General features: G+C 62.7%; 27 protein-coding genes. 13 read left to right on the forward strand and 14 right to left on the reverse strand.

What is annotated here, in order from left to right:
* Positions 1 to 7 precede the first annotated feature (7 nt).
* Together DXY30_RS10550 and DXY30_RS10555 are read right to left on the reverse strand one after the other, a co-directional pair.
* Positions 8 to 1,306 (reverse strand): type IV pilin protein, encoded by a 1,299-nt coding sequence (locus tag DXY30_RS10550; protein ID WP_115094870.1) that lies wholly within the window; start codon positions 1,304 to 1,306, stop codon positions 8 to 10.
* Positions 1,307 to 1,315: 9 nt separating this feature from the next.
* Positions 1,316 to 1,951, reverse strand: a complete 636-nt coding sequence (locus tag DXY30_RS10555) for a prepilin-type N-terminal cleavage/methylation domain-containing protein (RefSeq protein WP_137006847.1) — start codon at positions 1,949 to 1,951, stop codon at positions 1,316 to 1,318.
* Between the two features lie 32 nt (positions 1,952 to 1,983).
* Between DXY30_RS10555 and DXY30_RS10560 the strand changes: the two genes are divergently transcribed.
* Entirely contained in the window at positions 1,984 to 3,063 is a 1,080-nt protein-coding gene (locus DXY30_RS10560; RefSeq protein ID WP_371638804.1) for an aminotransferase class I/II-fold pyridoxal phosphate-dependent enzyme, read from the forward strand.
* Between the two features lies 1 nt (position 3,064).
* Here the strand turns inward: DXY30_RS10560 and murG are convergent, their stop codons facing one another.
* A complete protein-coding gene (gene murG / locus DXY30_RS10565) occupies positions 3,065 to 4,141 on the reverse strand; it encodes an undecaprenyldiphospho-muramoylpentapeptide beta-N-acetylglucosaminyltransferase (protein ID WP_115094873.1) in 1,077 nt (358 codons plus the stop codon).
* A 58-nt stretch (positions 4,142 to 4,199) separates the two neighbouring features.
* On the opposite strand from murG, the gene DXY30_RS10570 reads away from it, so the two are divergent.
* Positions 4,200 to 4,952: a hypothetical protein gene (locus DXY30_RS10570; protein WP_244281362.1), complete on the forward strand. Its 753-nt coding sequence runs from the start codon at positions 4,200 to 4,202 to the stop codon at positions 4,950 to 4,952.
* Here the strand turns inward: DXY30_RS10570 and DXY30_RS10575 are convergent.
* Positions 4,949 to 5,836, reverse strand: a complete 888-nt coding sequence (locus DXY30_RS10575; protein ID WP_115094874.1) for an NAD(P)-dependent oxidoreductase — start codon at positions 5,834 to 5,836, stop codon at positions 4,949 to 4,951. The genes DXY30_RS10570 and DXY30_RS10575 overlap by 4 nt on opposite strands.
* A gap of 72 nt (positions 5,837 to 5,908) precedes the next feature.
* On the opposite strand from DXY30_RS10575, the gene DXY30_RS10580 reads away from it, so the two are divergent.
* Positions 5,909 to 6,277, forward strand: coding sequence for a hypothetical protein (locus DXY30_RS10580; RefSeq protein ID WP_115094875.1), 369 nt, complete (start codon positions 5,909 to 5,911; stop codon positions 6,275 to 6,277).
* Between the two features lie 8 nt (positions 6,278 to 6,285).
* Here DXY30_RS10580 and pgk read toward each other — a convergent pair whose 3' ends face one another.
* A complete protein-coding gene (gene pgk, locus DXY30_RS10585; protein WP_115024528.1) occupies positions 6,286 to 7,491 on the reverse strand; it encodes a phosphoglycerate kinase in 1,206 nt (401 codons plus the stop codon).
* 118 nt (positions 7,492 to 7,609) lie between these two features.
* Between pgk and ylqF the strand changes: the two genes are divergently transcribed.
* A complete protein-coding gene (ylqF, locus tag DXY30_RS10590; protein ID WP_115094876.1) occupies positions 7,610 to 8,476 on the forward strand; it encodes a ribosome biogenesis GTPase YlqF in 867 nt (288 codons plus the stop codon).
* On the forward strand, positions 8,473 to 9,474 hold the full coding sequence (locus tag DXY30_RS10595) for an RluA family pseudouridine synthase (RefSeq protein ID WP_115094877.1): 1,002 nt from the start codon (positions 8,473 to 8,475) through the stop codon (positions 9,472 to 9,474). The genes ylqF and DXY30_RS10595 overlap by 4 nt, the downstream gene beginning before the upstream one ends.
* A gap of 209 nt (positions 9,475 to 9,683) precedes the next feature.
* Here DXY30_RS10595 and DXY30_RS10600 read toward each other — a convergent pair whose 3' ends face one another.
* Positions 9,684 to 11,324 (reverse strand): ABC transporter ATP-binding protein, encoded by a 1,641-nt coding sequence (locus tag DXY30_RS10600; RefSeq protein ID WP_115094878.1) that lies wholly within the window; start codon positions 11,322 to 11,324, stop codon positions 9,684 to 9,686.
* A 20-nt stretch (positions 11,325 to 11,344) separates the two neighbouring features.
* Here DXY30_RS10600 and DXY30_RS10605 point away from each other — a divergent pair, with 20 nt between their 5' ends.
* Entirely contained in the window at positions 11,345 to 13,678 is a 2,334-nt protein-coding gene (locus DXY30_RS10605; protein ID WP_115094879.1) for a bifunctional (p)ppGpp synthetase/guanosine-3',5'-bis(diphosphate) 3'-pyrophosphohydrolase, read from the forward strand.
* Here DXY30_RS10605 and DXY30_RS10610 read toward each other — a convergent pair.
* The gene (locus DXY30_RS10610) at positions 13,675 to 14,148 is read right to left on the reverse strand and encodes a DUF2062 domain-containing protein (RefSeq protein WP_115094880.1); all 474 of its coding nucleotides are present in this window, start codon (positions 14,146 to 14,148) and stop codon (positions 13,675 to 13,677) included. The two genes, DXY30_RS10605 and DXY30_RS10610, sit on opposite strands and share 4 nt — an antisense overlap.
* A gap of 54 nt (positions 14,149 to 14,202) precedes the next feature.
* Here DXY30_RS10610 and mnmE point away from each other — a divergent pair, with 54 nt between their 5' ends.
* From mnmE to DXY30_RS10635, 5 genes are read left to right on the forward strand one after another with little or no spacing between them, the layout of a single operon-like run.
* Complete coding sequence (gene mnmE / locus DXY30_RS10615) at positions 14,203 to 15,555, forward strand: tRNA uridine-5-carboxymethylaminomethyl(34) synthesis GTPase MnmE (protein ID WP_115094881.1); 1,353 nt, start codon at positions 14,203 to 14,205, stop codon at positions 15,553 to 15,555.
* A gap of 23 nt (positions 15,556 to 15,578) precedes the next feature.
* A complete protein-coding gene (gene nadC / locus DXY30_RS10620) occupies positions 15,579 to 16,418 on the forward strand; it encodes a carboxylating nicotinate-nucleotide diphosphorylase (RefSeq protein ID WP_115094882.1) in 840 nt (279 codons plus the stop codon).
* Positions 16,419 to 16,461: 43 nt separating this feature from the next.
* Positions 16,462 to 18,234 carry an arginine--tRNA ligase gene (gene argS, locus DXY30_RS10625; RefSeq protein ID WP_115094883.1) on the forward strand — a complete coding sequence of 591 codons (1,773 nt, stop codon included), beginning with the start codon at positions 16,462 to 16,464 and terminating at the stop codon, positions 18,232 to 18,234.
* Positions 18,231 to 19,349, forward strand: coding sequence for a histidinol-phosphate transaminase (locus DXY30_RS10630; RefSeq protein ID WP_115094884.1), 1,119 nt, complete (start codon positions 18,231 to 18,233; stop codon positions 19,347 to 19,349). Before argS ends, DXY30_RS10630 begins: the two co-directional genes overlap by 4 nt.
* Positions 19,346 to 20,329 carry an asparaginase gene (locus DXY30_RS10635; RefSeq protein WP_115094885.1) on the forward strand — a complete coding sequence of 328 codons (984 nt, stop codon included), beginning with the start codon at positions 19,346 to 19,348 and terminating at the stop codon, positions 20,327 to 20,329. The genes DXY30_RS10630 and DXY30_RS10635 overlap by 4 nt, the downstream gene beginning before the upstream one ends.
* Here the strand turns inward: DXY30_RS10635 and DXY30_RS10640 are convergent.
* The 6 genes from DXY30_RS10640 to prfB all read right to left on the reverse strand — a co-directional run bounded on the left by DXY30_RS10640 (position 20,313) and on the right by prfB (position 24,013).
* Positions 20,313 to 21,035 (reverse strand): MBL fold metallo-hydrolase, encoded by a 723-nt coding sequence (locus DXY30_RS10640; protein WP_115094886.1) that lies wholly within the window; start codon positions 21,033 to 21,035, stop codon positions 20,313 to 20,315. The two genes, DXY30_RS10635 and DXY30_RS10640, sit on opposite strands and share 17 nt — an antisense overlap.
* Positions 21,036 to 21,070: 35 nt before the next feature.
* Positions 21,071 to 21,664, reverse strand: coding sequence for an aminodeoxychorismate/anthranilate synthase component II (locus tag DXY30_RS10645; RefSeq protein WP_115024508.1), 594 nt, complete (start codon positions 21,662 to 21,664; stop codon positions 21,071 to 21,073).
* Between the two features lie 18 nt (positions 21,665 to 21,682).
* Positions 21,683 to 22,090, reverse strand: coding sequence for a diacylglycerol kinase family protein (locus DXY30_RS10650; protein WP_226409623.1), 408 nt, complete (start codon positions 22,088 to 22,090; stop codon positions 21,683 to 21,685).
* A 122-nt stretch (positions 22,091 to 22,212) separates the two neighbouring features.
* Positions 22,213 to 22,713, reverse strand: coding sequence for an rRNA maturation RNase YbeY (gene ybeY / locus DXY30_RS10655; RefSeq protein WP_115094887.1), 501 nt, complete (start codon positions 22,711 to 22,713; stop codon positions 22,213 to 22,215).
* A 2-nt stretch (positions 22,714 to 22,715) separates the two neighbouring features.
* Positions 22,716 to 22,880: a DUF3285 domain-containing protein gene (locus tag DXY30_RS10660; protein ID WP_115094888.1), complete on the reverse strand. Its 165-nt coding sequence runs from the start codon at positions 22,878 to 22,880 to the stop codon at positions 22,716 to 22,718.
* A gap of 4 nt (positions 22,881 to 22,884) precedes the next feature.
* A protein-coding gene (gene prfB, locus DXY30_RS10665) for a peptide chain release factor 2 (RefSeq protein ID WP_115094889.1) occupies positions 22,885 to 24,013 on the reverse strand; the annotation gives its coding sequence in 2 pieces (ribosomal slippage) (positions 22,885 to 23,937 and positions 23,939 to 24,013; 1,128 coding nt in all).
* A 77-nt stretch (positions 24,014 to 24,090) separates the two neighbouring features.
* Here prfB and grxC point away from each other — a divergent pair.
* Both grxC and gshB read left to right on the forward strand, forming a co-directional pair.
* Positions 24,091 to 24,348, forward strand: a complete 258-nt coding sequence (gene grxC / locus DXY30_RS10670) for a glutaredoxin 3 (protein ID WP_115094890.1) — start codon at positions 24,091 to 24,093, stop codon at positions 24,346 to 24,348.
* Positions 24,349 to 24,351: 3 nt separating this feature from the next.
* Positions 24,352 to 25,275, forward strand: a complete 924-nt coding sequence (gene gshB / locus DXY30_RS10675) for a glutathione synthase (protein WP_115094891.1) — start codon at positions 24,352 to 24,354, stop codon at positions 25,273 to 25,275.
* Here gshB and DXY30_RS10680 read toward each other — a convergent pair.
* Complete coding sequence (locus tag DXY30_RS10680; RefSeq protein WP_115094892.1) at positions 25,242 to 26,648, reverse strand: isochorismate synthase MenF; 1,407 nt, start codon at positions 26,646 to 26,648, stop codon at positions 25,242 to 25,244. The two genes, gshB and DXY30_RS10680, sit on opposite strands and share 34 nt — an antisense overlap.
* Positions 26,649 to 26,692 lie beyond the last annotated feature (44 nt).

Below are 26,692 nucleotides of genomic sequence, written 5' to 3' on the forward strand. Positions count from 1 at the left end.
ACATGTCCTATTGGAGCCCCATGCATTTTGCCCATTGAGCACAGGCGGGAAACTTGTCCCACCCTTTGCGGTTTGATGGCCTGCCTTTCCCAACCTCTCCGCAATTCTTAGATCCTCCGAGCATCGGCCTCTGCTGACATTTTTGAATCAATGTCTCTGTCAATTCATATTCTAAGCAGTCTAAATCCACTGTTTTCAAAACATCAGAGCACTTTGCTGGAGGTTCTTTCGCCGGTGTGTCGCAGTTGATGTAATAATCTTGCTCACTTACAAATGTGTTTTCGCAGACCCATTTGATTTCCGAGCATTTTCCAGGGCCAGGTAATGGTCCAAATTTTCCGGTATGCCCTGTCTCTCTCGCTTCCTCTTGCTTTGAGACGCATAATGCTTCTTCGTCTTCTCGAAGGCAGGTTTCTAGGCCTGCCTTTGATCCCTTGTTGACACCTTTGCAGAACCAATACTCTTTATTGCCGCACTCAGTAATTGTTGTGGGTCGTGATGATGAGCTTGTTGTCTGGTCTATTTTGTGTTGCTGTAGCTTTTCTGCGCATATTGCTCCAAGCTTGTCCTTTATGCACTTTTCGTGATCTTCTGGTTCTGTTCCGCAAAACTCCCCGTCTAGATAAAACATTTTTTTATTGCAGCCGTTTGTTGTGCAGTTGTTATTCACAACCTTTGGTGGCTTTGTGGGGCACCCACTGTTTGCAGCGTCGTTCCAGGTATTGAAACTCCCATCACCAGTGTTCTTCAGCCAAGTGTCGAATGTATTCAGGCAACTTGCCTTGGCATCTTGAATTTCTAAGTTGTAATCCATCAGGTCTTTAAGGTCTTCTGATTTTGTGACGTTTATCCCAGCCCATCCTTTGGCAGTAATAGCTGCATGACTGGTGTCAACATATTCTGTACTCGCTACTTTTGTTAGTCTGCCTTCTGAGCTAATTGTGAAGCCAAGATCGGGCATGTGCTCTTGGTCTTTGGGGGAGATGGCTCTGATCAGAGTGTTCCCGCAATTGCTGGTGCTTTCAATGTCCAGGAATTTATAACCTGTACTTTCAAGTCGATCCTTGCTGAGGATATTCTCGTCAACACTGTCCTCTAGGCTTTCTCTCCCTTTTCTGCGAAAATCTTGAAGGCAATCTGCTGCAGCGCTATTCAGTAGTGCTTTTGCCTCGTCAACACGGGCGTAATTAAGGTAATTTATAACTTTAGGAATTGCAAGGCTTGACAAAATGCCAAGCCCAGCAAGGACGACAATTAGCTCTATGAGAGAAAAACCATTATCTTTATCGAAATACGATTTTCTCACTTTTAAATCCTATCTCCAGTCACCCGCTGTGGCGCCATATCCTCCTGCAGCTCCAGCTACTCCATCGCAGCCTACGGAGTGGGTGTCGGCATAGGCTGCTGTAGCTCCATCGCCAGATGCGCAATCTTTTGTGCCGGTTGATGCCACTCCGAATTTTGGAAATTTGCCTGTTTCTGTAGGAATTGAGTAAAAGTTGTTCATGCTCGCGACGCCTGTGGTCGCATTCACTGTGAAGCAAAGTGCAGACGCGCCTGCGGCAGGTACTGCAGCCGCAACAGTAGTTACCGTGTTTCCGAGTGCTGTGATCGTGAAATCATTGAGTTCAACAGGCTCAAATGCAGCAGTTGCAGTGACATTGCCCCTAGCCTTTTGTACTTGGCATTCCTTGAAGGCTGTAATTACGCCCTGTTGAGCGGAGCGCACTGCCGCGTCATCGCTTACCCCAAGGAAGTTCGGCAATGCGATGGCGGTCAGCACGGCGAGCACGGCAATCACCACCACCAGTTCGATCAAGGAGAAGCCCTTCTCACCTGGTTTGCGTTTGAGCACCCGACGGGTACTGGGGCTTTGCAGATAGGCCTGAAGAAGGCTCATTGAAAGTGAAAACACTGATTTCATGATCTTGGCTCTGAAATCAGTTGTCAACACGAGTCAGCGGGCACACTTGCAGAACTTGCATCGGTCGGGTGCTGCCTGTTCATGGCGGTGAAGTTCTGCAGGCGGCGCAACGGGCCGGGTTGAGGCCTCAAGCTTTTCTTGATGCCAGTGCGTCCCTGGTGCCCTGGACTCCTCGGTTGCAGCGTCTGGGCCGAAGTGCCTGTCGCGATTACCCCGACCGCAGTCAGGCATTGCTTCGCCAGCACCTGGCTGCTCTTCATGGCGTTCAATCTTCATTTGTACTGCCCGGGAATGGAGCCGCCGAATTATTTACCTGGGTGGCGCGCGATGCCTCGGGCTCGGGTGAAAGTGTGCTGCTCGCACCGGGTTTTGCTGATTACGGGCGTGCCCTCCGCTGTTGGTCAGCGTCATCCCGCCAGCAGCAGCTACCCCTCGTTTGGAGTGAGGCGTTCCCGCAACCCTTCCCCGAGCAGGACCCTGGGGCTGTGTTGTGGATCTGCAATCCCCACAACCCCACAGGGCAGCTCTGGTCCCGTGCCTCGTTGGAGCTTCTGCTCGCGACTCATGGGCTGGTGATCTGTGATGAGGCCTTCCTGCCTTTGGTGCCTGGTGGGGAGCAGCAATCGATGATTCCGCTGGTTGAGCACCACCCCAATCTTGTGGTGATCCGCAGCCTCACCAAGCTCTATGGCATCGCCGGGTTGCGATTGGGCTATGCCGTTGCGCAGCCCCAGCGATTGCAGCGTTGGTCTGAGTGGCGGGATCCCTGGCCCGTGAATGGCATCGCTTTGGCTGTCGGCGAGCGCTTGTTGGCATCGCCAGAGCGTTACCGCCGTTGGTGTTCACGGGTGCAGCGTTGGGTGGCCATAGAAGGCGCCTGGATGCAGCAGCAGTTAGCGGCGCTGCCTGGCATCACCCCCATGCCGTCGGCGGTGAATTACCTGCTGATTCGTGCGAACAGCTCCCTGGTGCCATTGCGGGAAGCGATGGAGCAGCGGCATCGCATCCTTCTGCGCGATTGCCGCTCTTTCGAGGGCTTGGGTGAAACCTGGCTACGGATCGGTTTGCAATCTCGCCGCAACAACCGCCGCATCGTGAGGACGTTGCGTGAGGAGCTGCAGCGCAACCCTCTGACTTGACTCAGTCCACCAGCGTCTGAAGCAAGGCAGCCAGTTGCCGCTCGGCATCCCGTTCCGCCAGCGCCTGCATGCCTTCACGCATCTGGGCGAGGGGATCGGCTGCAGCCGTGACCTGCCCCAGCCGTGCTGCCAGGAGCCGTTGAGCAGTGTTCAACAACACGGGCTGGTCTGGTTCGTGTTGATGCACGATCACCGCAGCACCCAGAGACGCGGCGCAGGCGGCATTGGCCTCTTGATGCTGATCTGCCGCCTGCGGGAACGGCACCAGCACGCTGGGAGTCCCACAGACCGCTAGTTCACTGAGGCTGCCGGCCCCCGCGCGGCTTATGGCCAGGTCGGCATGCTGCAGCAGCCCTGGAATCTCATCGCTGAAGCGGCGTTCCACCAGCTGTGGGTGCCGCAGTTGCTCGATGTCGGGATCGTTGTCGCCGGTCAGGTGCACCACCCGGCAGCCCTGCTCCAACAGGGCTGGCACCGCAGCACGCACCATGCGGTTCAAGCCCACCGCGCCTTGACTGCCGCCCATCACCACCAACAGTGGGCCTTCGCCCGAGGGGACCCAGGCCGGTAGGGGTTGCGCCGCCAGGAAGCTGGAACGCACCGGTGTGCCTGTCAGTACCGGCTGGCTGCCGGGGATGCGCTTGGCGGCCGCGGGGAGGCCAATGGCCACGGCGCTGCAGAAGCGACCCAGCAACCGCGTGACGCGCCCCGGGATGGCATTGGATTCATGCAGCACCACGGGAATGCCGCACCAGCGCGCCGCCAGGATTGCGGGGGCGGCGATGTAGCCGCCGGTGGTGAACACCACATCGATTGCGTTCCGGCGGATCACCCGCCGCACGCTGACGCTGGCAAGCAATAGACGCAGTAGCTGCAGCAATTTGGTCAGCCCACGCCCCTGCAGGCCGCCGGCGTTCACGCACACCAAGCCAAAGCGTTCAGGCACCAGGCGCGTTTCGAGTCGATCGGGCACCCCCAGCCAGCGCACGGGCCACTGCTCTTCAACGGCTTCTGAAACAGCCAGAGCTGGGAAGAGATGGCCGCCGGTGCCGCTGGCAGCGATCAGAAGCCGGGTCATCGCGTCGGCCGTCTCCGCTCACCACGCCTAACTTAATTGGGTTGTTGCGTTCCGGCCCGTGCGTCGTTTCCTGGGAGCCACGCTGGTGTCGGCCATGGCGCTGGTGCTATCTCCGGTCCATGCCCTCGAGCAGCCTGGTCGTGAGGGCAGTGTGGCGGAGAGCTTCAGCTCGCGCCTGCAAACGGTGTTGAACAGCAGCGGTCCTTCGAGTGGTGGCCCTACGGCGTTCGACACGGTGGCCAGTATTGAGCTGCAGCCCGTATTGGCCCAGCGCTATCAGCGATTCCGTCAGGATTTCCCTGAGGTCACCTGGCAGGTGGAGCCTGCAGAGCCAACGCCGGATGGCCGTCAGACCCTCACCTTGAGGGTGCGTGGTGCAGCTGAATCCGAGGGGTTGAACTACGCCTTGGAAGCCTCGGAGCAGATTGCGATTCGTCTGGAGGGGGGGCAGCTGGTGGAGCAGGAACTGTTGGCCCAGCAGTCGTTGCTGCGCAGCGGTGAACGCCCGTTGGCCGTCAACGTCTCGATTCCCGATGTGGTGCTGACCGGCAGTCGCTACGACATTGATCTGGTGGTTGAAGAGCCGCTGGGCCAGGCACTGGTGGCGGGCGGCTTGCTCGACCTCACCGATGAGCAGCTGTCGGCTCAGATTCGCCCCAATCTGCCGCTGGCACCTCTGGGGGGTGGTGGCTTGTTCAAGAGCGTCCAGGCACCACAGCAACCCGGTTCTCAAACCTGGGCTGTGATGCTGGTGCATCCCGATGGGGTGGTGACGGCCACCAAGCGGGTGCGCGTGGTCAGTAGCAATTAGCTCTCTCCTATCGCAGGGTTCCAGCGATGCAGAGCGGACACGTCCTCATCGCCATGGCCGCCGTTGATCAGATCGAGTTCCAGCTGTTCCACCAGCGTCGTCACAGGGAGATCCAGTTTGACTGCTTTGGCTGTATGAAGGGCGATACCGAGATCCTTGCGATGCAGGCTGAGCCGGAATCCAAGGGGGTAGGTGCCTTCAAGCATGGCGGTGCTGCGATGCTCCAGAGCCCAGGACCCGGCTGCTCCGTTTTTGAGGGCGTCGACCACCATTGGCATGGGTAGATCCAGGCGCTGGCCCAGGGCCACTGCCTCAGCCACGGCGGCATAGCTGCCGGCCACCAGCACCTGGTTCACCGCCTTCACCTGCTGCCCTCGTCCCACGCTGCCGAAGTGGTGGATGGAGGAGCCGATCACCTCGAGAATCGGCCGAACACGCTCGAGCGGCTCGGTGGCTCCTCCAACCAGCACTGTGAGGCTGCCGCGTTTGGCGCCCTCCGTGCCGCCGGTGACCGGGGCATCCAGGTAATGGACGTTCTGGCGTGCTAGGCGCTCCGCACAGCGTTCGGCTGTGGCGGGAGCAATGGTGGAGCAATCCAGCACCACGCTGCCGGTGGTGAGTTGTGACGCAGCTCCGTGGGGTCCGAACAAGACCTCCTCAACGGCTGCGTCGTCGCTGACGCACAGAAGAAGAACGTCAACGCCGGCGCTGGCCTCGGCTGGGCTGGAACATCGAGTTGCACTCTCGAGCTCTGGCCTGGTTTCGGCTTTGCGGCTGCGGGTGTGCACCCTCAGCCGCAAGCCGGCGCGGTGCAGGTTGATTGCCATCGGCAAGCCGAGAGCTCCTAGCCCCACGAAGCCCAGGCTTAAGTCACATCTGGTCATGACTCATGGCAGACCATTCAGATCCTGATTGATAAGTGTCACCAGAATGTATGCATTGCGAAGGCTTCATCCATGCGCATCTCCAACGCTTCTCTGGCTCTGGCTGCACTGATGGCAGCACCGGTCATGACGATGGCCCCATCGGCAATGGCTGGGCGGGATCAGTCCCCCGAGCAGAGCCAGGTTCTGTTCCAGGCCCGTAAGACCTGGTTCAAAGACAACTACCAGCGTCGACTGGATCTCCTGCAGAGCCATCAGCTCTGTGTTGATGCGGCAGCATCCGCGAATGCGATCAAGACGTGCCGTAAGGACATGAAAAAAGCCCGGAAGTCCCTCAAGCAGGACTACCGGGCATACGTGAACAAAGTGCGGAATCAGCTGGGGCTTCCGGCGCGCACCGGCAAGAAGCGCGATGCCAAAGGCCGGAAGCTTCAGGCTTGAACGTCTGATCAGGCGGCGTCGAGGGCAGCCACACCGGGCAGCACCTTGCCTTCCAGCAGTTCAAGGCTGGCGCCGCCACCGGTGGAGATGTGAGACATCTTCTCGGCCAGGCCAGCCTTCTCAACAGCTGCAACGGAATCACCGCCGCCGATGATCGTGCAGCAGCCCTTGCCGCTCAGGTCCGCCAGGGTGGTGGCGATCGCGTTGGTGCCAGCAGCGAACTTGTCGAACTCGAACACGCCCATGGGGCCGTTCCAGATCACGGTCTGGCAATCCGCCAGGGCGTCCTGGAACACCTTGATCGAGTCGGGGCCAATGTCGAGGCCCATCCAGCCATCAGGGATGGCGTTGATATCAGCGATCTGACTGTTGGCGTCGGGGGCGAAGTTGTCGGCCAGCATCACATCGGTAGGAAGCAGCAGCTGCACGCCCTTGGCCTTGGCCTTGGCTTCCAGCTCCTTGGCTAGTTCCAGCTTGTCCTCTTCCACCAGGCTCTTGCCCACTGCGAGGCCGCGGGCCTTGTAGAAGGTGAAGATCATGCCGCCGCCGATCAGCACCTTGTCGCACTTGTCGATCAGGGCCTCGAGCACGCCGATCTTGGAGCTCACCTTGGAGCCACCGACTATGGCGGCCAAGGGACGCTTGGGCTCATCCACAGCACCCTGCAGGTACTGAAGCTCCTTCTCCATCAAGAAGCCGGCGACGGAGGGCTTGAGGAACTTGGTCACGCCTTCGGTGGAGGCATGGGCACGGTGGGCGGCGCCGAAGGCGTCGTTCACGTACACCTCAGCCAGACCAGCCAGTTTCTCGGCGAAGCCTGCTTCGTTCTTCTCTTCCTCAGCGAAGAAGCGAACGTTCTCCAGCAGCACCACATCGCCGTTGGCCATGGCGCCCACCTTGGCTTCGGCGTCAGGACCGATGCAGCTGTCGGTCTTGGTTACAGACTTGCCCAGCAGTTCGCTCAGGCGAGCCGCCACGGGGGTCAGGCGCATGGCGTCATTGACCTGGCCCTTAGGACGGCCGAAGTGAGCAGAAAGGATCACCTTGGCGCCCTTGCTGATCAGGTCGTTGATCGTGGGCAGGGCGGCACGGATGCGGGTGTCGTCGGTGATCGCACCGGCATCGTTCAGGGGCACGTTGAAGTCAACCCGCACGAGAACGCGTTTGCCGCTCAGGTCGCCGGCTTGGAGGCTGGCCAGGGAACGCTTCGCCATAGGGTTGTCTCGTGCGGTAAGAAAACGGGGTGACATTAACCCGTGTGAAGGGCGATAGCGCCGGCGAGTTCAATGTGAATGTGTTTCAGCGGGCCACCTGTTCTGTGCGTTTGCGTTTGTGAGCACCCCAACGATTCAGTGGTACCCCGGCCACATCGCGAAGGCGGAGCAGCAGCTCAAACGCCATCTCGACAAGGTGGATCTGGTGATTGAGGTCCGCGATGCCCGCATTCCTCTCGCCACAGGTCACCCCCATCTCAACCGCTGGCTGAAGGGCAAGCAGCACCTCTTGGTGATCAATCGGCGTGACATGGTCACAGCCGCCGCCAAGGAGGCTTGGGAGGCCTGGTTTAAGGCCCAAGGTCAACGCACCGTTTGGTGTGATGCCAAGGCCGGTACTGGGGTGAAGCAGGTTCAGCAGGCCGCGATCCGTGCCGGAGATCAGCTCAACGAACGCCGTCGCAGCCGGGGCATGCGGCCCAGGCCGGTGCGGGCCCTCACGCTCGGATTTCCCAACGTGGGTAAGTCCGCCCTGATCAATCGTTTGGTGAGGCAGAAGGTGGTTGCCAGTGCCCGTCGGGCTGGGGTGACGCGAACCCTGCGCTGGGTGCGTCTGGGGCAAGACCTGGATCTCCTCGATGCACCTGGGGTCCTGCCCCCCCGCCTTGATGATCAGCAAGCGGCCCTGCGGCTCGCCTTGTGTGACGACATCGGCCAGGCCGCCTACGACGGTGAACTGGTGGCTCAGGCCTTTCTGCAGCTGTTGATCGATGCCGAATCGCAGGCCGCAGCTGGAGTGACGCTCCCGCTCCTGCAGGAGCGTTATGGCATTCCCCTGAGTGGTGAAACGGCGGACCCCGCCCTTTGGCTTGAGGCCGCAGCGTCCCGCCACACCTCTGGGGAAACTGCGCGCATGGCCCAGCGGCTGCTGGATGATTTCCGTAAATCGGCCCTCGGCAGCATCGCTCTGGAGCTACCGGCATGAGTCCGCAGTGGAAGCGTCCTCCGCTGCCGGAAGAGACTTTTACCGACCGCTTTGGGGAGGGTGAGGGAGAGCTGCTCACGCTGACGTATCCCAAACCGTTGCCGATGCGGCTGGACCGTTGGCTGGTCAGTCAGCGCACGGAGCAGAGCCGGGCCCGGATTCAGAAATTCATCGACGCGGGGTATGTGCGCGTCAACGGCAAGACCGGCAAGGCCAAAACACCGTTGCGTCAGGGCGACGAAGTGCAGCTGTGGATGCCGCCCCCGGAACCGTTGCCTTATCTCAAGCCAGAGCCGATGGATCTGGATGTGCTGTTTGAAGACGATCATCTGATCGTGCTCAACAAGCCCGCAGGTCTGACGGTGCACCCGGCACCGGGCAACAAGGACGGCACCTTGGTCAACGGTCTGCTGCATCACTGCCCGGATCTGCCTGGGATCAGCGGCAAGCTGCGCCCGGGGATTGTCCACCGTCTCGACAAAGACACCACCGGCTGCATCGTGATCGCCAAGAGCCAGGAGGCCTTGGTGCGGCTGCAGGTTCAGATCCAGAAACGGATCGCTTCCCGTGAGTACTTCGCCGTTGTCCACGGTGTGCCCGACGGCGACTCCGGCTCGATCGTCGGCGCTATCGGTCGTCATCCGATGGATCGCAAGAAGTACGCCGTGGTGAGCACTGAAAACGGTCGTTACGCCTGCACCCACTGGACCCTGGTGGAGCGTCTCGGGGACTACTCCCTTTTGCGGTTCAAGCTCGACACCGGACGGACCCATCAGATTCGCGTTCACTGCGCCCACATCCATCACCCCGTGGTGGGGGATCCCACCTACAGCCGCTGCCGCAAATTGCCGATCGAACTGCCCGGCCAAGCACTGCATGCCGTGCAGTTGGGGCTGGACCATCCAATCAGTTGCGAACGGATGGTGTTTGAGGCACCCCTTCCACCTGTGATGGAGAAGTTATTGGGGGTGTTGCGGCGGCGCGCCGCGTCGGGTTGATGGGGAGAGTTGCAGGTTCAGTGGCGCACTGGACAAGTGCTGAATCCGCTTTTTGATGGTGAATAATCCACAGGCCGATCGATGGTCATACGGGTTCGTTGCAACAGAACTTGGGTCTCCGCTTTGATCCGTTCCGTGCGCCGTGAGGTGCTTCCTGCTGCCTTGCGACGGCACCTGATTGTGGTTGACCTTTCACAGACTGCCTGAGTTCAGCGGGGCAGCCTTGGGCAGGCCTCCACCAGGGTCTGGCTGATCGGTGCCTGAGGCGCGCTGAAGATCCGGTCCCCTGGGCCCTCCTCAACCACCTTCCCCTTGTCCAGCACCATCACCCGGTGGCAGAAGCCACTGGCCACCGAGAGGTCGTGGGTGATGAACACGATCGCGAGGCCCAGCTCCTGCTGCAGCTCCCTCAGTAGGCCCAGAACATCCGCCTGCACTTCTGCATCAAGCATGCTGACGCTTTCATCGCAGATCAGCACCTTGGGCTTCAAGGCCAGGGCGCGCGCGATGGCCACCCGTTGTTGCTGGCCACCGGAGAGCTGCTTTGGCAGGCGCTCCTGAAACTGCTCTGCCGGGCTGAGTCCGACCCGTTCCAGTAGGCGTCGGGCTTCCTCCCGGGCTGCAGCCTTGGAGCAGATCCCATGGATCAGCAATGGATCGGCGATGGCATCAGCCACCTGTAGGGCGGGGTTCAGACAGGCCAGAGGGTCCTGAAACACCATCTGAAGGGCCCGACGGGCTGACCGCAGCGCTTCTCCGCGGAGGCTCAGCAGAACCTGGCCGAGCAGGTCGACCCGTCCGCCGCGGATGGGATTGAGCCCCATCAACGCCCGGCAGAGGGTGCTTTTACCACAGCCGGATGCTCCGACAACTCCAAGACTTTCCCCGGCCCTGAGCTCGAAACTCACTCCATCCACTGCTTTAAGCCAGACAGGAGACCAAGGCGCGCCACCCACGGCATGCCAGCAGCGCAGTTCCTCCACCTTCAGCACGCTGCTGTTGTCGGGACGTGCCGGCGACCTCCCACCTTCCCGGGCCTGTGCTGCGGCGACCAGGCGTTGCCCCACGGACGACTTCGGCCTGGTGAGCATCTGATGGCTGGGGCCGTCCTCCACCTTGCGTCCGTTGTCGAGCATGGCCATGCGGTCGCACCAGCGGGCGGCCATGGCCAGGTCATGGCTGATCAGCAGCAAGGCACTGCCCAGTTCTTGGCAGAGACCGCTGAGCTCGGCCATCACCTGCCCTGCTACAGCCACATCCAGGCTGGTGGTGGGTTCATCGGCGATCAGCAGCGGCGGTTCCAGGGCAATCGCCAGGGCAATGGCCAGGCGTTGTCGCATGCCACCGCTGAGCTCATGGGGGTAGGCGCGGAAGCGGTTGGCACCGATGCCCACCCGTTCCAGCAGCTCTCGGGCCCGTTCTTGGTGGGCTGTTTTCCTGGTGTCAGGCCGGTGGGCCTTGAGGGTGTCGATCAGATGTCCCCCCACGGTCATCAGCGGATTCATCCGGGTCATCGGGTCTTGGAACACCAGACCCACCGCCTCACCGCGCAGCTGTCGCAACTGCGGTCGCCTGAGCTGGCGTGGATCTTGGCCGGTTAAGTCCAGCCGACCTTCACAGACTGTTCCCCGTGGCAGCAGCTGCATCACGGCGCGGGCCACGGTGCTTTTGCCGCATCCGGAAGATCCCACCAAGGCCACGGTCTCCCCTGGCTCGAGGCTCAAATTCAGCCCATCCAGCGTCCAGCACTCACTGCCGGGGTAGCGCAGTCGCAGCTGTTCGAGTTCCAGAACAGGCCGGCCCATGAACAGTGCGGCAGGAAAGACGGGAGGTCCTGCACTGAATACCATGGAATGATCCGCTGGGTCGGATGCTCAACGCCGCTTCAACACACAAAGAGCCCCAAACCAGCACTGGTTCGGCTGCGGTGGCGTGTGTGTTGCCAGAAGTTCGGCGCCATCCCATCCGCCATCCGGATGACTACGACATCTCTCTGCCGGACTGGTTGAGGGAGTGCATCGCCAATGTGCCGCCCGGCATCGGTCAGAGCTGCCCTACGGATTCCGAGGCGCTGCTGGTGTCGGCCTTCGATTTCGGTTTTCAGCTCCACGAGGGACAGTTCCGGGCCAGTGGGGACCCTTACATCGTTCATCCGGTGGCGGTGGCGGATCTGTTGCGGGATATCGGCGCCAGTGCCCCCGTGATTGCTGCTGGGTTCCTCCATGACGTGGTCGAGGACACCGACGTCACCCCCGATCAGATCGAGCAGTACTTCGGTTCAGAGGTGCGTGAACTGGTGGAGGGTGTCACCAAGCTCGGCGGAATTCACTTCAACGACCGCACGGAAGCGCAGGCGGAGAACCTGCGGCGGATGTTCCTGGCGATGGCCAGCGACATCCGCGTGGTGTTGGTGAAGCTGGCGGACCGGTTGCACAACATGCGCACCCTTGGTGCTCTGAAGGAGGAGAAGCGCCAGCGGATCGCCCGCGAAACGCGCGAGATCTATGCACCCCTCGCCAACCGGCTCGGCATCGGCCGCTTCAAGTGGGAGCTGGAGGATCTGGCGTTCAAATTGCTGGAACCGGAGGCCTTCCGTGAGATTCAAGAGGAGGTGGCTACCAAGCGCAGTGAGCGGGAGGAGCGGCTCGGTGTCACGGTGGGGCTGCTGAATGAGCGGCTGGAACGGGCCGGCTTAGAGCACTGCGAGGTGACGGGTCGCCCCAAGCATCTCTATGGCATCTGGAGCAAGATGCAGCGTCAGCAGAAGGAGTTCAACGAGATCTACGACGTGGCGGCGTTGCGGATTCTCACCACCAATGTCGAAAGCTGTTACCGCGCGCTGGCGGTGGTTCACGACACCTTTCGTCCGATTCCTGGTCGGTTTAAGGACTACATCGGCTTGCCGAAACCCAATGGGTATCAATCCCTCCATACGGCGGTAATCGGTCGGCATCGCCCGATCGAAGTGCAGATCCGCACCCTTGAGATGCACCATGTGGCCGAATTCGGGATTGCGGCCCACTGGAAATACAAAGAAGGAGGGTCGCCGGCCAGCAGCAGCAGTGATGCGGAGCGGTTCAACTGGCTGCGTCAGCTGGTGTATTGGCAACAGGAAGGAGGAAATGACGATCACAACGACTACCTCTCGTCGATCAAGGAAGACCTGTTTGATGAAGAGGTGTTTGTGTTCACACCGAAGGGTGATCTGCTCGGTTTGCGCAAAGGGGCAACCGCTGTCGACTTCGCCTATCGCATCCACTCCGAAGTGGGCGACCACTGCCATGGCGTCCGCATCAATGATCGGCTCTGCCCCCTGGCCACACCGCTGCAAAACGGCGATTTCGTTCAGGTGCTCACCAGCAAGACGGCTCACCCCAGCCTGGATTGGTTGAACTTTGTGGCCACGCCGACGGCGCGTAATCGCATTCGCCAGTGGTACAAGCGCAGCCACCGTGACGAAACGATTGAGCGGGGCAAGGATCTGTTGGAGCGGGAGCTGGGGCGTGATGGCTTCGATGCCCTGCTGAACAGTGAGGCGATGCAGCGGGTGGCGCAACGTTGCAATGTGCCCACCACCGAGGATCTGTTGGCGTCACTGGGGTTCGGTGATGTCACGCTGCAGCAAGCGCTCAATCGTCTGCGGGAGGAGATGCGCCTGCTGGCGGAACAGCAGCAGGCGCCGCCCAGCAATGAAGAGGTCGCGATGGCTCTGGTGCCATCGCGGGATGTGGCGCCGGATCGGTCTGGGGGAGAAGGGGCGATCCTTGGGCTGGAGGGATTGGACTACCGCCTAGGAGGCTGCTGCAGCCCGCTGCCGGGCGAGTTGATCGTGGGCACTGTTGCTCTCGGCAACCACGGCATCACCATTCACCGGCAGGACTGCTCCAACGTGGAGACGATTCCGCGGGAACGCCGTCTGCCCGTGCGCTGGAACACCACCCATGCCCAACGGGAGAAACAACGCTTCCCGGTGCAGCTGCGGATCGAAGTGATCGATCGCGTCGGCATCCTCAAGGACATCCTCATGCGTCTCTCCGATGGCGCCATCAACGTCAGTGATGCCAGGGTGACCACCGCAGCGGGCCGGCCGGCCCGCATTGATCTGCGAGTTGAGTTGGATGGTGCGGATCAGCTCAGCCGCACCATGCACCAGATCCGCTCGATGGCGGATGTGATCGGAATTGCGCGGGTGGGCACGGGCTAGCGATTCCGGCTCACAACAGGACGGGCCCCGCGCCGCAGAAACAGGCGGTAGGCCGTCCAGCCGCTGGCGATGGCCAGCACCATCCCCACAACGGTCGAGCCCAGCAGGATGCGCTCGGTGAAGTCCCATCCCTGGGACCACAGGCTGCTGCGATTGACCCCCGCCAGGTTGATCCCGCCTCGCCCGGGGCCCAGGAGCTGACAGCCCACCAGGTAGTTGAACCAGTAGAGGGGCAGATAGGTGATGGGGTTGCTGACCAGGGTGCCTGCTGCGGCGAGCAGGTGGTTGCCACGCACCACGGTGGCGACGCCCACGCTGAGAAAGATCTGCAGCCCGAAGAAGGGGTAACAGCCGCAGAACACGCCGGCGGCAAGGCCGCGGGCCCGTTGTCCTGGGGTTCCCTCCTGTCTCCACAACCAGAGAACCCCGCGGCGTATCCGGAGGCGACTGAGGCGCAGCAACCGGCGCATGAGCCCAGTAAATGTCGGCTGGATCCTAGGTATGGATCACCAGCGACGACTGCTGTGCCCAGCACCGACACGATTGCGGCGGTGGCCACCGCAGTGGCTCCAGGCCAGGGCGGGATCGCTGTGATTCGTCTCTCCGGGCCTGCGGCGGAAGCGGCGGGGCGCACTGTTGTGCATTGCCCGGGCCGTCAGGAGTGGGGATCGCATCGGGTGGTGTATGGCCACGTGATCGATGGAGAGGGTCGGCGTCTCGATGAAGTGCTGCTGCTGCTGATGCGCGGGCCCCGCAGTTTCACCGGCGAAGACGTGGTGGAGATCCATTGCCACGGCGGGGTGATCGCTGTTCAGCGGGTGCTCGAACAGGTGCTGCGGCAGCCGGGTGTTCGTCGGGCTCTGCCTGGCGAGTTCAGCCAGCGGGCCGTGCTCAACGGCCGGCTCGATCTCACCCGTGCGGAGGCGGTGAGTGAGCTGGTGGCGGCCCGCAGCCGCCGGGCGGCCGAGTTGGCGATGGCGGGCCTTGACGGCGGGATCCAGGCCCAGATCACAGATCTGCGCGAACGGCTGCTCGACCAGCTCACCGAGCTGGAGGCTCGGGTGGATTTCGAGGAGGATTTACCCCCTTTGGATGGCGATGCCTTGCTGCAGCAGCTGCAAGCCGTGCGCCTGGAGCTTCAGCAGCTGGTTCGTGACGGAGAGCGGGGAGATGCCCTGCGCCAGGGCCTGCGGGTGGCCTTGGTGGGTCGCCCTAACGTGGGCAAGAGTTCCCTGCTCAACCGGCTCAGCCGCCGCGAGCGGGCGATCGTGACCGATCTGCCAGGTACCACCCGGGATCTGCTGGAGAGCGAGATCGTGCTGGAGGGGGTCCCGATCACCCTGCTCGACACCGCCGGCATCCGCAGCACCGATGATGCGGTGGAGCAGCTGGGAATTGCTCGCAGCGAGGAAGCGCTGGCCACGGCTGATGTGGTGCTGTTGGTGCTGGATGGCCATGCGGGCTGGACCGCCGAAGATGCAGCCTTGCTGGCGCGCATCCCCGAGCAGATCCCCAGGATCCTTGTCGCCAACAAGGCGGATCTCCCTGCGGGTTCGTTCCCCCAGCCGGTGGATGTTCAGCTGTCCGCCTTGGAGGGCACGGGTGAAGCGGCCCTGGTGCTGGCCCTGCTTGAGCGTTGTGGTGCTGCAGGAACCGACGGCATGTTGGTGGCGCTGAACCAACGTCAACGCGATCTCGCCGCCCGGGCTGCCGAGGCCCTGGCCCGCAGCCAAGAGGTGGAAGCGCAGCAACTTCCCTGGGACTTCTGGACCATCGACCTGCGGGAGGCAATCCGATCGTTGGGGGAGATCACCGGGGAAGAGCTCACCGAAGCGGTGCTGGATCGGGTGTTTTCGCGCTTCTGCATCGGAAAATAGATGCATCGGACTTCAGGAACCGTTTGGACTGGCAATCCCCGGCATTCACCGCTGCGTTGGAGACCTGGCTGGAGGAAGACATCGGTCGCGGTGATCTGACGGCTGCTGCGTTGCAGGGCCAGCAAGGTCAAGCCCATTGGGTCGCCAAACAGGCGGGGCGGTTTTGCGGTGGCCCGTTGGTGCAGCGCTTGTTTCAGCACCTTGATCCTGGGGTGAGCGTGAATTTGCTGCGGCAGGACGGCGCCGCCGTCGAGGCGGGCGAATGCCTGCTGGAGCTGCAGGGCCCTGCAACGGCTTTGGTGGCAGGAGAACGCACTGCCTTGAATCTGGCCATGCGGCTGTCGGGCATTGCCACAGCCACCGCTGAGCTGGTGGCCCAACTCCAGGGCACGGGTGTGCGTCTTGCCGACACCCGCAAGACCACGCCTGGGCTTCGCCTGCTGGAGAAATACGCAGTGCGTTGCGGCGGCGGCATCAACCACCGCATGGGGCTCGATGACGCGGCCATGCTCAAGGAGAACCACATCGCCTGGGCGGGGGGCATCACGGCGGCCATTGCGGCCGTGCGCGAGCAGGCGCCCTGGCCCACGTCCGTGATTGTGGAAGCAGAGACCGACGCCCAGGCGCTGGAAGCGGTGCAGGCGGGCGCCAATGGAGTGCTCCTTGATGAGTTCACTCCCCAGCAGCTCAGTGCTCTGGTGCCTCGCCTGCGTGACTGCAGCGCCAGTGGGGTGGTGCTTGAGGCCTCGGGCATTCAGCCCGAACAGCTGCAGGCCTACGCCGCTACCGGTATCGATCTGATCTCCACCAGTGCGCCGGTTACCCGCAGCCGCTGGCTCGATCTGAGCATGCGCTTCACCTGAAGAGGGATGATCAGAGCCGGATTCCCCCGGCCACGCACTGCCCATGCTCAGCCTGTCCCAGACCCTGGATGCCCAGCTGCGGGCGGCGATGCAACGGGCCTTCCCTGAGGCGGAAGCGGTGCTGGATCCCCAGCTCGCACCGGCCAGTAAGCCGGAATTCGGCGACTTTCAGGCCAACGGTGCGCTGCCCCTGGCCAAGCCCTTGAAGCAGGCCCCACGACAGATCGCTACGGCGATCGTGGAGCAGCTGCAGGCCGATACGGCCTTCACGGAACTGTGCCTGGAGCCCCAGATCGCCGGGCCTGGTTTCATCAACCTCACGATTCGCCCGGAGCGGTTGGCGGCGGAGCTGTCGGCTCGGCTGGGGGATGAGCGGCTCGGCGTGCCGGCGGTGATGAACAAGGCGCCGGTGGTGGTCGACTTCTCGAGCCCCAACATCGCCAAAGAGATGCATGTGGGGCATCTGCGCTCCACGATCATTGGCGATTCGCTGGCGCGGGTGCTGGAGTTCCGCGGCCATCCCGTGTTGCGCCTCAATCATGTGGGCGACTGGGGCACCCAGTTCGGCATGTTGATTACCCATCTCAAGCAGGTGGCGCCCGAAGCACTGGAGACCGCCGATGCGGTGGATCTCGGAGACCTGGTGGCCTTCTACCGCGAGGCCAAGAAGCGCTTCGATGACGATGAAGCCTTCCAATCCACTTCCCGCGATGAGGTGGTGAAGCTGCAGGGGGGTGATCCGGTGTCGCTCAAGGCCTGGGGCCTGCTCTGCGATCAGTCGCGGCGTGAGTTCCAGAAGATCTACGACCGGCTTGACATTCGCCTGAGTGAGCGCGGTGAATCGTTTTACAACCCCTTCCTGCCGGCGGTGATTGATGGGTTGAAGGATGCTGAGCTGTTGGTCACCGATGACGGAGCCCAGTGCGTCTTCCTCGAAGGCGTGCAGGGCAAGGACGGCAACCCCCTGCCGGTGATCGTGCAGAAGAGCGATGGCGGCTTTAACTACGCCACCACCGATCTGGCGGCAATCCGCTACCGCTTTGGTGCTGCTCCGGAGGAGGATGGTGCCCGCCGTGTGGTGTACGTCACCGATGCCGGCCAGGCGAACCATTTCGCCGGGGTGTTCCAGGTGGCGGAACGGGCCGGTTGGATCCCGGACGGTGCGCGCCTCGAGCACGTGCCCTTTGGCCTGGTGCAGGGGGAAGACGGCAAGAAGCTCAAGACCCGCGCAGGCGACACCGTGCGTCTGCGGGATCTGCTCGATGAAGCCGTCGAGCGCGCCGAGACCGATCTGCGGTCTCGCCTGAAGGAGGAGGAGCGCAGCGAGTCGGAGGAGTTCATCCAGCATGTGGCGGGTACCGTGGGTTTGGCGGCGGTGAAATACGCCGACCTCAGCCAGAACCGGATCACCAATTACCAGTTCTCCTTCGATCGGATGCTGGCGTTGCAGGGCAACACCGCGCCGTATCTCCTTTATGCCGTGGTGCGCATCGCCGGCATCGCCCGCAAGGGGGGCGACCTTGCGGCCACCAATGCCCAACTGCAGTTCAGCGAGCCCCAGGAGTGGGCCCTGGTGCGGGAGCTGCTTAAGTTCGACGCCGTGATCGCTGAGGTGGAGGAGGAGCTGCTGCCCAACCGTTTGTGCAGCTATCTGTTCGAGCTCAGCCAGGTGTTCAACCGCTTCTACGACCAGGTGCCGGTGCTCAAGGCAGATCCTGAAGCTCTGGTATCCCGCCTGGCCCTCTGTCGATTAACGGCTGACACCCTCAGACTGGGGCTCGGACTGCTGGGCATCGCCACCCTGGACCGCATGTGAACGACAACACCCAACCGTTCACACCCAGTGGCGCTCCCGCGGCCCGTGCCGCCGTTGAGCAGCTCAAGCCCTACAGCGCGCCGCTGGAGGGGCGCCGGACGATGCTGCGGCTGGATTTCAACGAGAACACGATTGGTCCCAGCCCCCTGGTAGCCCAGGCGTTGCGTAACTTCAGCACCGAGGAGATTGCCGTTTATCCGGAGTACGCCGGCCTGCGGGAAGCGTTACTTCAGAACCTGTTGGAAACCGGCTGCCGGCCGGGATTGAGGCTTGATCAGGTGGGCCTGTTCAACGGTGTGGATGCCGCTATCCATGCGGTGTTTCAGGCCTATGGCGATGCCGGTGAGACGTTGCTGACGACAGTACCCACCTTCGGGTACTACAGCCCCTGCGCCGGGATGCAGGGCATGACGATCGAGGCGATCCCCTACCAAGGCGAGACATTCGATTTTCCCCTGACGGCTATTCAGGAGGCATTGGCGGCTCGTGCGCCGCGGTTGCTGTTGATCTGCAACCCCAACAATCCCACCGGCACGCGTTTGGCGGCGGAAGAGGTGATCGCCTTGGCGGCCTCAGCGCCGGGCACGCTGGTGGTAGTGGATGAGCTTTACGAGGCTTTCACCGGAGACAGCGTGCTGCCGAGTGCAGATTTCACGGCCACACCAAATCTGTTGGTGTTCCGCTCTTTGGCCAAAACGGCTGGTTTGGCGGGCCTGCGGATTGGCTTTGCCATTGGCCACGCCGATGTGGTCGATCGGGTAAGCCGCGTCACGGGCCCCTACGACGTGAACAGCGTGGCCGTGGCCGCGGCGTTCGCCGCTTTAGCGGATCAGTCGTATGTGGATGCCTATGTGGCTGAAGTGCTGCGGGCCCGTGATTGGACCCTGCAGGCCCTGCGGGACGCGGGGGTACGGCACCACTGCGACGGCGGCAACTATCTGCTGATTTGGCCCCAGCGCCCTGTGGTTGAGGTGGATGCGGCGCTGAGGCTGGCTGGAATCTTGGTGCGCTCGATGACGGGCAAGCCCCTGATTGATGGTTGTTTTCGGGTGAGCATCGGCACCACCAGCCAGATGCAGCGCTTCATGGAGGCGTTCCTCCCTATGGAGCGATGAACCGTTTGCTGCTGCTGGCCACCGGCGGCACCATCGCCGGTTGTGCCTCCGACAGTGCAACGCTGAACGACTACACCGCTGGCGTGCTGGGGGGTGATGCCCTGCTGGCTGCGGTGCCGGCTCTGCAAGACCTGGCCACGATCAGCGTCGAGCAGGTCGCCAATGTCGATAGCGCCGATCTGCTGTTTGAGCATTGGCGCGCGCTGGTGGATCGCATTCGTGATGCCTTTGCGGCGGACCCGGTGCTGGCCGGGGTGGTGATCACCCATGGCACCAACACGTTGGAGGAGACCGCCTGGTTGCTGCAACTGTTGATCGACGATCCCCGGCCCGTGGTGCTGGTGGGGGCGATGCGGCCAGCCACGGCCCTCAGTGCCGATGGACCGCTCAACCTGTTTCAAGGCGTGCAGGTGGCGTTGAGCAGCGAAGCCCGCGGCCACGGCGTTTTGGTGGTGATGGATGGCCAGATCCATGGCGCTCGCGCTGTCACCAAGGTGGCTACCCAGGGGGTCGGGGCCTTTGCCAGTCTCGGCAGCGGGCCGCTGGGTTGGGTGGATGGCGTTGGCGTTCATCTGCCGACGGCGAGCGGATCCCGGCAGGTGCCCTTCGCAGGGCTCGCGTTACCCGAGCAATGGCCCCAGGTGCCCATCGTTTACGGGTGTGTGGAGCCCGGGCCACTCCTGCTCACCGCCTGCCTCAACGCCGGTGTTTCGGGCTTGGTGCTCACCGGCACGGGCGCCGGCCAGTTGTCGGCGGGCGAATGCCGTGTGTTGGAGGCGTGGGCTGGACCACGGCCGCTGATGCTGCGGGCTAACCGCTGCGGGTCGGGGCCCGTGCACGGGTGCCCTGAGGATGAACGGCTTGGGCTGCTGGCGGCAGGGAGCCTGAATCCCCAGAAAGCTCGGGTGTTGGTGTTGTTGGCTTTGCTGGCAGGTTGGAACCGTGTTCAGCTGGCTGCGCTGATTACTGCATCACCGTGATCACGGTGGTGTCGTCGAGGCTGCCCGGCAGGGTTTGAGAACGGCCAACACGGCGTACTGCGGTTCCGCCCATGGCATCGAGGAAGGGCTGCACACCCTCTTGATCACACCCTTCAGGGGCGTCTCCATTGACGTATTGCACCGGAATCACGCGTTTGGGGTTCAACTGATTCACCACCGCCGCGGCTTCCTCGGCGTTGTAGATCTTGCTTCCGCCGCCAACGCCGATGATCAGCACGTCGGGGTTGCCCAGCAGCACCCGGTCGGCGGCGGTGAGCTCTCCAGCGGTTGCACCGAGGTGGGCAAAGCTGAGGCCCCCTTGCTGCCAGCGCCAGAGAGTGGCATTGCCAAAGCGGCGTCCGCCCATCCGGTCGTGGGGGCTGGCAAAGCCCTCAAGGCTTAGGCCACCGATGCGATATGACCCCGGTTGTGCCAGAAAGCGGCCGCCGGCCACGTTTCGGGCCCCTTCATCGGCGAGTTCGGAGTTGGCCAGAACGACGCCGGCCGTCAGCCGCGGTTCCGGCATGCCTGCGGCACAACCGACTGCCTTGTAAGGGTTAAGCAGCACCGACTGGCCGCCGCCTTGGATCAGCAGGGCCCGTTGCCCGTAGCTGCTGATCGACACCCCACTACCCGCCAAGGCTGGAGAGGTCAGGCTCAGTGCCAGGCCTGCAGCGGCGGTCACAGCGGAACGCAGGACGGACATGGGCGGAAATGAACTTGCTCTGGACGCTAACAGCGTTATCCCTCGGCTTCCCGCAGGAAGTTTGCCAGCAGTTGGTGGCCTTGATCGGTCAGCACGCTTTCGGGATGGAACTGCACCCCCTGCAGGTGGTGATGCTCCCGGTGCCGCAGGCCCATGATCGTGCCGTCCTCAAGCCAGGCGGTCACCTCAAGGCAGTCCGGCAGGGTTTCGCGCTCGGCGATGAGGGAGTGGTAGCGGGTGGCCGTCAGCGGTTGGGGCAGGCCTGCGAACACGCCGTCGCCTTTGTGCAGCACAGGCGAGGTCTTGCCATGCATCTGCTGCTGGGCTCGCACCACCCGGCCGCCGTGTACTTGGGCGATGGCTTGATGGCCCAAACACACCCCCAGCGTGGGCACCGTTGCTGAGAGTTCTTGGAGGATATCCAGGCAGACGCCCGATTGATCTGGGTCCCCCGGGCCGGGCGACAACAAGATCGCGTCGGGGTTCAGGGCCCTGATCTGCTCAAGGCTGATGGCGTCATTGCGATGCACCTGCAGATCCGCCGCCAGCGGATGCTGGGCGGCCAGCTCACCGAAATATTGCACCAAGTTGAAGGTGAAGCTGTCGTAGTTGTCGATGACCAGCAGCATCTGGGTGTAAATCGGGAGTCAGAGCCCCAGGCGGAGCAAGAGCGGCGGAAGCAGGAGAAACACAGCGATTAATAAAGAGCTGATGGCGGCAGTCAGCACAGCTGCAGCAGCACAGTCTTTGGCGATGCGGGCCAATGGGTGATAACGCCGGCCAATGGCCAGATCCACCACCGCTTCCATCGCTGTGTTCAGCAGCTCCAACACCAGAACGGCAGCCACCGTAAGCACCAGAACGGCCAGGCGGATCAGATCCAGTTGAAGCCAGGCGGCGAGACCAAACACCACCAGCCCCGTCACCACATGGATCCGGAAGTTGCGCTGGGTGACGAAGGCGTAGCCGAGGCCTTGAGCGGCGTAGCGAAAGCTTGCTGGCAGATCGCCAGCGATGCGCCAGCTGCCCCGTCGTCGCATTCCGTTGGGCACCATTGCCACCTCCTCCGCTGCTGCGTCTGCGGATGGTGTCCGGGGCGATTCGGTGGTCATCGGAACGGAATTCGGCATCCGCAGGGCGAACGCCCGCTCATCGAAGCCTACCCGGGTTGTCCAGATCACCCATCCTCAAGAAGCCTCTCCTGCAGGGCGAGCATCGCGGCGAGGCTGTCGTCATCGGGATGGTCCCAGCCCAGCAGGTGCAGCAGGCCATGGCTCACGAGCCAGCGCAATTCCCGCTTCAGGCTGTGCCCCTGCTCTTGGGCCTGATGCCGGGCCGTCTCCAGAGAGACCACGATGTCCCCGAGTTCGACGCTGGGTCCGTCCATCCAGTCGCCGGCGTCGTCGAGGGCGGCAAAGGACAACACATCCGTGGGGCCCGTTTTCTGGCGCCAGGTGCTGTTCAACGCCGCGATGCTGGCGTCATCGGTGAAGTGCAGCCCCAGGCTCAGTTCCTCCGCTGTGCGCACCAGGGTCGGACAGTCCAGGCGTGAATCCCCGCAAACAGTGCTTAGCCAATGCTCCAACTGCTGGATCCAGGCTGTCTCGTCGAGCAGGTCGGAGGCGTCGCAGGGCTCTAGTGGCGCCGTGTCCTGATCCAGCGCTAGGTCGAGCTTCATGCCTAGCCCGGCAGGGTCGGTCGACCTAGCCAAGCCACGAGGGTGATGAAGCTGAGAAATCCCATGGCGGTGAGGCCGAGGTGAAACAGGCTCTTGCTGCCCTTGCGCACCATGTTGCGCATCGCCTGTTTGATGAAGCTCGGCGGTGGAGTGCTGTCGGAGGCCATGGGGTCAGGAATCGGTGTCGGCGCCGGGACTGTCGACACCTTGGCGCAGAGACGCATCGATGAAGGGGTCGAGGGCCCCATCCATCACGGCTTGCACATCGTTGGTTTCTTCATTGGTGCGCAGGTCTTTCACCATTTGGTATGGCTGAAACACGTAGTTGCGGATCTGGTTGCCCCAGGCCGCTTCAACGATGTCGCCCCGGATGTCGGCGATTTCGGCCGCCCGTTGCTCCTGGGCGATCACGAGCAATTTGGCCATCAGCAACGCCATCGCCTTCTCCTTGTTCTGGAGCTGGGAGCGCTCCTGGGTGCAGCGCACAAATAGCCCGGTGGGGATGTGAAGGATGCGCACAGCCGTTTCCACCTTGTTCACGTTCTGGCCACCCGCGCCGCCCGAGCGGCTGGTGGTGATCTCCAGGTCCTTTTCAGGAATGTCGAGTTTGACGTCCTCCTCGATCTTGGGCATCACCTCCACACCGGCAAAGCTGGTCTGGCGCTTGTCGTTGGCGTTGAACGGTGAGATGCGCACCAGGCGATGGGTACCTTTCTCGTTGCGCAGGTAGCCGTAGGCATAGCGACCTTCGATCTCGATCGTGCAGCTCTTGATCCCGGCTTCTTCCCCTTCGGAGAGTTCGTCGATGCTCACCTTCATGCCGTGGTCTTCGGCCCAACGGGTGTACATGCGCAGCAGCATCTGCGCCCAGTCCTGGGCATCCGTTCCACCGGCTCCTGCATTGATGCTGAGGACGGCCCCTTCCTTGTCGTATTCGCCGCATAGCAAGCGCTCGAGTTCCCAGCGATCCAGCCCCTGGCGCAGTTGGTTCAGGCCGTTCTGGGCTTCCTGCAGCAGGTCTTCGTCGGGCTCCAGCTCGTAGAGCTCAAGGGTGGCCTTGGCATCGTCCACAGCCCCACTCCATCCGGCCAGCTGACTCAGCTGTGCCTTCACCTCGTCCAGGCGCCGCATCTGCTTCTGGGCGTTCTGCTGGTCATCCCAGAAATCAGGCTGGGCGGCGAGTTGCTCGAGATCTTGTTGTCGTGCGTTCAGTGCAGGAACGTCAAAGACAGTCCTGGGCATTGCCCAGGCGGTCAGTGAGCTCGGAGAGATCGCGTTTGAAGTCGGTGAGATCCAGCAAGGACTCGGTCCTGATCAGCTTCTGACGCTATCAGCGCAGTCGCTGCATAGGATCCGACCACTGGTTTGTACAACGCAATGGCCAAGGTTGAGATCTACACCTGGCGCACCTGCCCGTTCTGTGTCCGCGCCAAGGGACTCTTGGATCGCAAGGGGGTGAGCTACACCGAACACAGCGTGGATGGCGATGAGCCCGGCCGTGATGCCATGGCGGCGCGGGGTGATGGCCGCCGCAGTGTTCCTCAGGTGTACATCGATGATCGCCATATCGGCGGTTGCGATGACCTCCACGCCCTGGATCGTGCCGGCGAGCTCGATGCCCTGTTGAAGGCCTGATCGATGCGCCAGCTGTTTGTTCTGGATCCGCTGGGGCAGATCAAGCCAGCCAAGGATTCTTCCGTTGCGCTGATGCAGGCCGCCCAGCGGGCCGGCGATGAGGTGTGGGCCTGCACGCCTTCCGATTTGATTGCCCGGGGGGATGAACCCCTCGCGCTCGCCCTGCCGGTGACGCCGGAGCCCTGGATCACGGTTGGGGTGGCTGAACGTCAGGCCCTGGCTGGCTTTGATGTGATCTGGATGCGCAAGGATCCGCCCGTGGATGAGGCGTATCTCTACGCCACCCATCTGTTGGAGGTGGCCGAGCGGGCTGGTGTTCGTGTGCTCAATCGCCCCAGTGCGCTGCGCAGCTGGAACGAAAAGCTGGGGGCATTGCGCTTCAGCCGCTGGATGGCCCCCACGCTGGTGGCGGGGCGGGTGTCTGAATTGCTCTCGTTTGCCCAGGAGCAGCAGGAAATTGTGCTCAAACCGCTGGGGGGGCGTGCGGGTCTTGGGGTGATTCGGGTCAATGGGCAGTCGCCGGGTTTGAAGGCCCTGCTGGAGCTGGTGACGGAGCAGGAGCGGTTGCCGGTGATGGCCCAGGCGTTCCTGCCGTCCGTGAGCGAAGGCGACAAGCGCATCCTGTTGGTGGATGGCGATCCCCTTGGAGCGATCAATCGGCGCCCTTCAGCCGGGGAATTCCGCAGCAATCTGGCCGTCGGTGGCCAGGCTGAGGCCACAGAACTCACCGACCGGGAACGTCAGATCTGCGCTGCCCTGGCCCCGGCGCTGCGGGCGGAGGGGCTCTTCTTTGTGGGCATCGATGTGATCGGCGGCATGCTCAGCGAAATCAACGTCACCAGTCCCACGGGGGTGCGTGAAGTGGAGCGGCTGATGAACCAGCCCCTGGCCGATCAGACGATCGAGCGGTTGCGTGCGCTGGTTTGAAGTTCCAGCTGGTCGGCCAGTACGGCCAGTTTCAGCCCCACTTCCTGCAGCTCTCGCTCGGCAACGGATCCCCGCACCAGCCCGGCTCCAGCCGTGAGGTCCAGTTCGCAGCCCCGGGCGTGCCCACAGCGGATGGCCACCCGCAGTTCGGCATCACCGGCATTGTCGATCCAGCCGATCGGTGCGGCATAACTTCCCCGTTCAAACGGTTCCAGGGTGCGCAACCAGGCCATGGCGTCTCGGCGGGGCAACCCGGCAACGGCGGGTGTGGGGTGCAGTTGTTCGGCAAGCGACAACACGGGCTGACCGTGGGTTTCCGCCGTGATTGGGGTGTGCAGGTGGGTCAGGTTGCCGTGCCGGGCCAGTTGGGGTTGCCAACGGCGTCGCGGGGACAGTCCGTTGCGGCGCAGTTGGTCGGTGATGGTTTCCACCACGAGTTCGTGTTCGCGGCGGTCCTTGTCGGAGCGCAGCAGCTGAGCGCCGGAATCCCCCTGCCCAGCCGTACCGGCCAGGGCATCACTGCGCAGCCAACCGGCGCGAAGGCTGAGCAACCGTTCCGGGGATGCACCGAAGAAGGCATCCCCCGCATGGCGCTGCCAGAGGAACCGGCAGCTGCCGGCCTGTTGTCGCCGGAGCCGTTTCAACAGCGGTAAGGGGTTGAAGGTTTCGGCCAAAACGATGCGGTGCTGCACGGCCAGCACCAGTTTGTGCAGGTCGCCGTTGTTGACCAGATCAATCCCGTGGGTGAGTGCTGCGGCGTAACGCTGCCGCCAGGTTTCCGGTTCCGTTGCCGCCACCAGCGCCTGGGGTTTGAGCGCTGTTGGCGTGGTTGGTGTTTGGAGCAGCTTTTCCTGCTTGAGCCAGAGCTGTTCCGCTAGCTCCCGGCAGTCCGCTGCACTGCTCACGATCCCGTTCAGCCGCAGCCAGCCGCGGCGTCCTTGACGGCTGAGTTGCCAGCGGGGCAGCACCGCCTGCACTGAAGGAACCACCGCTTCACTTCGGCGGCGTTCACTCACCTGATCGAAGAAGCGGAAGCGCAGCAGCACCCGGGGGCGTGCATGGGCCGGACTCTCCGGTGCGGTGTCGTGGAGGCGGCTGAGGCAGAGGTCAGCGAAGCGCTGGGCCTGTTCAAAGCGACGACTGCCAGCCAGCTCCAGTTCCTGGCAGGGCCCTGCTGCAGCCAGGCAGAGGCCCGGGGCGCTGTCCCACAGCACCTGCAAGTTTTCCTGCTCCGCCAGCTGCGGTAAGGCCAGAAGCGGGTCGACCCCTTCGATCGGCAGGGCCAGGCTCAGCAGCGCTTCATCGCCGTCACAGGCCATCCATCCCCGCTGGGCTGCGGAGAGAAGGGAGCTGAAACAACAATCAGCCGACATCCGCGGCGTTTCTGGCCAGGGTTACTGCTCAAATGTATGGGTCT

This window comes from Synechococcus sp. UW106 (assembly GCF_900474015.1).
In the GTDB taxonomy this organism is placed as follows: Bacteria; Cyanobacteriota; Cyanobacteriia; order PCC-6307; family Cyanobiaceae; genus Parasynechococcus.